6 protein-coding genes and 1 other annotated feature are annotated in these 5603 nt (G+C 33.6%); all 6 genes read right to left on the bottom strand.

Annotated features, from left to right (window positions below):
- The coding region (locus tag QZQ55_RS10430) for a class I tRNA ligase family protein (protein ID WP_295093102.1) at positions 1-680 on the bottom strand (680 nt) is incomplete at its 3' end.
- A 35-nt stretch (positions 681-715) separates the two neighbouring features.
- Positions 716-916: a binding site (T-box leader), on the bottom strand.
- Positions 875-1339 (bottom strand): DivIVA domain-containing protein, encoded by a 465-nt coding sequence (locus tag QZQ55_RS10425; RefSeq protein ID WP_295093100.1) that lies wholly within the window; start codon positions 1337-1339, stop codon positions 875-877. It overlaps the preceding feature by 42 nt.
- Positions 1340-1349: 10 nt before the next feature.
- A complete protein-coding gene (locus QZQ55_RS10420) occupies positions 1350-2096 on the bottom strand; it encodes an RNA-binding protein (protein ID WP_295093098.1) in 747 nt (248 codons plus the stop codon).
- Positions 2097-2130: 34 nt separating this feature from the next.
- On the bottom strand, positions 2131-2559 hold the full coding sequence (gene sepF / locus QZQ55_RS10415; RefSeq protein ID WP_006505098.1) for a cell division protein SepF: 429 nt from the start codon (positions 2557-2559) through the stop codon (positions 2131-2133).
- Positions 2560-2600: 41 nt separating this feature from the next.
- Positions 2601-3542: a 3'-5' exoribonuclease YhaM family protein gene (locus QZQ55_RS10410; protein WP_295093096.1), complete on the bottom strand. Its 942-nt coding sequence runs from the start codon at positions 3540-3542 to the stop codon at positions 2601-2603.
- On the bottom strand, positions 3535-5505 hold the full coding sequence (locus QZQ55_RS10405; RefSeq protein WP_295093094.1) for a glycosyltransferase: 1971 nt from the start codon (positions 5503-5505) through the stop codon (positions 3535-3537). The genes QZQ55_RS10410 and QZQ55_RS10405 overlap by 8 nt, the downstream gene beginning before the upstream one ends.
- Between the last annotated feature and the right edge of the window lie 98 nt (positions 5506-5603).

Below are 5603 nucleotides of genomic sequence, written 5' to 3'. Positions count from 1 at the left end.
TAGTTATCATCACCTTCTAAGATACCTTTACCATCTTTTACCTTGAAACGAACATAGATAGTAGGTGATTTTACATCATGGTATTCTACTTCTGCTTCAGCTAATGCTGATTCAGATGAAGGTGACCAGTATACTGGCTTTAATCCTTTATAGATTAATCCATCTACAGCCATCTTCGCAAATACATCAATCTGTCTTGCTTCGAATTCTTTATGTAGAGTTAAATATGGATGTTTGTAGTCTGCAAATGTACCAACACGGATACACTGCTGCATCTGACGTTCTACCTGTTTTAATGCATAGGCATAACATTTTTCTCTGAACTTTGCAGTAGACATAGATTTTCTATCTACACCCTGCTTCTGAATCGCATTTTCGATAGGTAAACCATGAGTATCCCAGCCTGGAATATATGGTGTATAGAAACCTTCCATATTCTTATAACGACAAATAACGTCTTTAATAACCTTATTTAACATATGTCCAACATGCATGTTACCATTTGCATATGGAGGTCCATCATGGAAAATGAAATGTTCTTTCCCTTCATTCTGCTTGATTACCTTTTCATACATGTTAGCGTTCTGCCATCTTTCTACGTAAGCAGGTTCCTTAGTAGGAAGCTTACCACGCATCTCAAAATCAGTTTTTGGCATTAAGAGTGTGCTTTTGTAATTCATATATATCCCCTTTCACAAATAAAAAAACGTCCTTCATAAAGGACGTTTGCACGCGGTACCACCTTTGTTCATATCATTAGATATGCACTTAAGATTTTAACGCAATCAACGGCATTCCCTACTTAATTCAGGATGCAGCTCCAGAGTGATTCCTGACCAATACACCTTCACCGTTTCCACCACCCACGGCTTCTCTATAAGTTCTCTTGATCAGCGCTCTCTTTCTTCGCTTTTTTTTCTTCTTCATTAATTAAACTAAAAATTTCTGATTTGTCAATAGTTTCTAACAATTCTGTGCTGATTTTTACAATTTCAGCCCTGAAATCTTTTGCTTCATCCTTAAAACCATCCACCTCATCACTTAAACCTCTCACATAATTCATTGATTCTTTCAGAATCATATTCGCATTATGCTTTGCCTTTGTAATAAGTTCACTGGCTTCTTTTAAAGCAAGACGGGAAATCTCCTCATTGGTCTTTCGTTCAATAGATTGGCGATTTGCCATCGCAATATTCTCTTTTTTGATTTTATCTAATTCTTTTTCAAGTCTTCTAATCTGCAGTGATCTATCCTGGATATTCTTTTCTAAACTCGCAATAGTTTCATCTACTTCTTCCGTATTATATCCATGAAACTGCTTATTGAACATGTATCCCATAATCGTTCCCTCATCGATAATATTGGCCTTCTATTACATAATTATCCTGCTTTGTTCTTCTATCCGTTATGAATATCTTTACTCGGCCATGATGACGTAAAGATATTATAGCGTTATTATCGCATATTTTTGAAATATCTTCAATAACTTTGTAGTTAAGCTTGACATACTGACCATGAATGGCTTCAACTGCTTTATTACGAGAAATGCCAAAAAGAGCAGCTACCATCTTATCTAGACGCAAAGAAGAAACAATAACTGTTTTTATATAAGTATCTGAATGAATAGAGAGACGTTCTTCCATTTCCACAAGATGAATAGAGGAACGTTTAATACGTGTTAAATTCATACGAATATAATCACTGTTTTCTTTAATGCATGCAAAAGAGAGGGGTTCTTCATTGATGTCACCAATACATTGACGTTTAATACCTAAATGCATAAGGGCTCCTAATACATCAGAATGTTTTAGTTTTCCAAATGTATCATTATAATCTACTCTAAAAACAGTCACTTTAAAATCTTCAGGTTCAAATTCATAGAAATCAGGTGCAATTAATACTCTCTTATTCTCCGCATTATCAAACCCACCATCTGCTTCTACCTTAAGTTCATGTCCAATAACACTTTCTACAATGGACTGCTGATGAGGATCAAGAAATTGTGTAAGTATCATACGCTGTGAATAAAGTGCCTGATCCTTGTAATCTAATATTTTTGAAACGAATTCTTCATCACCTTTAAAATGTTCTAACATCTGTCATAAAAAAAGTATTAGCATAGGCTAATACTTATTCCTCCGTAGCTGCTTGTGGTTCATCATCAAGAGTGATTGAACCAGTTACGCCAATATTCTTAGGTGTACATAAGAAAATCTTAGGACCGATTACCTGAATATCACCATCAATCGCAAAAATAACACCAGTTAAGAAATCAACTACACGCTTCTGCTGTTCTTTCTGTAAACGATGTAAGTTAACTACAGCAGCCTTATTCTTCTTTAAATAACCACCAATTTCCTGAGAATCAGAATAAGCGCGTGGTTCGAATAATACAAGACTAGAGTTGGCATCAAATGGCTTCAACATCTCACTTGTCTTTTTAGTCTTATTGTTTTCAAAAATATTAGATTTTTGTTCCTGTCCGTTTTGTGCTGTATTGTAATCTTCTGTATATCCTTCTTCTTCTTCACCGAATAACCAATCTTTTACTTTATCCATACACATGTCAAACCTCCTGTCGTTTTTCTCATTATATCACATCAATTATGAGATTTGTATACATTTCTATTTTCTAACCCAAAGATACGTGCAGAATATGCTCCTGGCTCTGTATCATGAAGTGCCTTTTCAAACATATTCATACGTGCATCTACATTATCAATAAGTGTTAATGCTTCTGCTTCAGGAATCTGTGGTAATACTGGAGAACCAAATTCCTGTTTGCCATGATGAGAAAGAATCATATGTTCTAGAAGATAAACTTCTTCTCCCTCAATATGTAATTCTTCAGCCATTTCTTTAACCATTGCATGACCAATAGAAATATGTCCTACAAGACTTCCTTCGATAGAATAGGCAGGGACAATAGGTCCGGTGAACTCCTTAACTTTACCGATATCATGTAAAATAACACCTGCATAAAGTAAATCAGCATCTAGATAGCTATATACTTCAATAAGCTGATCTGCAAGTTTCAACATACATAAAGTATGATAAAGAAGACCTGATGCAAAATCATGATGATTTTTAGTTGCAGCAGGATAGTTCACAAACGCTGTATAATGTTTTTCAATAAGACCATGAACAATCGCATAAAGACGAATATTATGGATTTTCTTCATATACTTATCTAATTCTTTCTGCATCACTGCTTTTTCAATAGGAGGTTGAGGTAAGAATAAAGCCTTCTGTTCATCATTCATTTCAATCGGCTCAAGCTTAACAATTTTCATCTGTCTCATGCCTTTATAATTGATGATATCCCCTTTTCCTCTTACAACCTGTCCTCTTTCAAATAAACGAATCTGTTCATCTGTTGCAGACCAGAGTTTTGCATCAATCGTGCCTGTCGCATCCTGCAGGATTATGTTTAAATAAGACGATTTGTTGGCGCCATTGGTTTTACCTACAGTCACCGAAATAATAATAGCCTCAAATCCTACAGTTTCTTTTCCTGGCTGCATTTCATTAATTTTAATCATTCAATTCACTCCATATTTCATCCATCACAATCAAGATATCCTCATAGTCATACCCTTTCTGTTTTAGAAAACGGCTGATACGCATCTTTAGTTCTTGACCATGATATTTATTTTGATAACGTTTATATGTCTTTTCAAATTCCTGTCTTAATAAAGACAATGTACGTTCATGAGAAAATTCAAAGTCGTAAGTATTCATGACTGATTCAATCGTACTTTGACTAAATCCTTTATTAAATAGGGTTCTCTTTATTTTTTGAATTAATCCCTGTGGAGACAGCTTACTATTTGTATGATAAAGCTGATCCACGATATTTAAAGCATAATCTTTTTCTTCAGATTCGTCAAACTTCTCTATTTCTTCTTCAATGAGATGTTCAGGTATGTCCTTATTTTTTAAATCAAGAATTGCTTTTTTAAAGCCTTTTCCCTTCTTCAAAGTCGCTTCAATATAGTTTTTCACATATTTTCTATCATCAATCAAATGACGATCAGTTAATAAAGCCATACATTTCATGATTTCTATTTCATTGAAGTCTCCATATGTTTCTAGTCTTTTAAACAAGTCATGGAAACAATAATCATGATAACTGAGAAGTTTAATTGCTTTAAAATAAAGTTGTCTGATATTCTGCTTTTCTTTAAGAATATCAATCGTATCATGATTGATACGTCCTCCTTTAACAAGATGAAATGATTCGACATCTTCTAAAGAACATTCAAGTGTAACTTTTCTTTTACCGCTAGTTAATTCAATAGAGACCAACTTATCATGAGGTGTTATCAAAGAGACAATAAAACAATTTTCAAAATGATCTATAGATGTATCATACACTTGCATCACTCCTTCATAGAAAGTATGAGAATCAAATTGTTGAGCATGCTTGACTGCATACTCTTTATAAGGCGTTAAATCCTTATGAGATAGTTCTACTACTTTTTCAATATATTCTTCTTTAGAATAGAAAAAATGACCATTTTTACCTTCTACAATAACAGGATCTAGATTAGAATCATATCTTGCTAAAACGGGTAATGAAGAAGCCATTGCTTCTATAAAGGTTAAACCTTGTGTTTCTGTTAAGGATGCAGAGACAAAGAGATCACCTGAATAATAGAAGTCTGGAATAACATCTGTGCTTTGACATCCTGCAAAGTGGATATAGTCATCCATTTCTAAATCATGTGTCAACTGCAACAGGGTATCCTTTGCAGGTCCATCACCAATTATAAACAAACGGATATCAGGGTTTCTTTGGATAATAGCAGGCATGGCCTCAATGATGAGATCTAACGACTTTTCTTCTGCTAGTCTTCCTAAAGAGATGAGATTAAAATGATTAGAAAGATGATATTTTTCTTTTATTTGTTGAGTGTGTTCTTCATTATGTATTTTAAAGCGTTCTAGTTCAAGTCCAGTGGGTACTATGTTAATTTCTTTCTCGATACCTATAGATTTCATCATAGATGCAGTTTTTGCACTTGGTACAATTAACGATGTTGTATGAGTAGTATAAACTTTCATAAGTTTCTTTACAATCTTTTTCACAATGGAATCGATTGGTTCGATTCCTTTTGTAACATAATAAGTGTAGTCATAAAGATTAGTATGAAATGTATAAACAGTAGGAATATTTAGCTTAAAGCCACATAATCGTCCAAATAGACCTATCCCATATTCAGTCTGCGTATGGATGATATCAGGATTGAATTCTTTAATCTGTTTGAATATTTTATTATTATAAATTCCTGCCATACGGTAACCATAGATACTTTTAATAGAGATTCCATTCATTCGAATGATAAAAGGATCGTCATTCATATGAACACCAAGAGGAGGAATTGTTGTTATAATCAAGACTTGATGACCATGTTTCATTAATTCATTTCTTAATATACCAATTGATGAAACAACGCCATTAATATCAGGATAATAAGTGTCTGTAAATATCGCAATACGCATGATTAGATTTTCTCCTTTAATTTGCACTTATATTATACTGAATATAATGTAGATGTAAAATTAAAACATAAAAAAAAGGACCTGGCAGCTTGCTATTG

It is taken from the genome of uncultured Catenibacterium sp., from assembly GCF_900540665.1.
Lineage (GTDB): Bacteria > Bacillota_I > Bacilli_A > Erysipelotrichales > Coprobacillaceae > Catenibacterium.
Note: the sequence above shows the minus strand (reverse complement) of the source record. Positions and strands in the feature narration are given on the sequence as shown.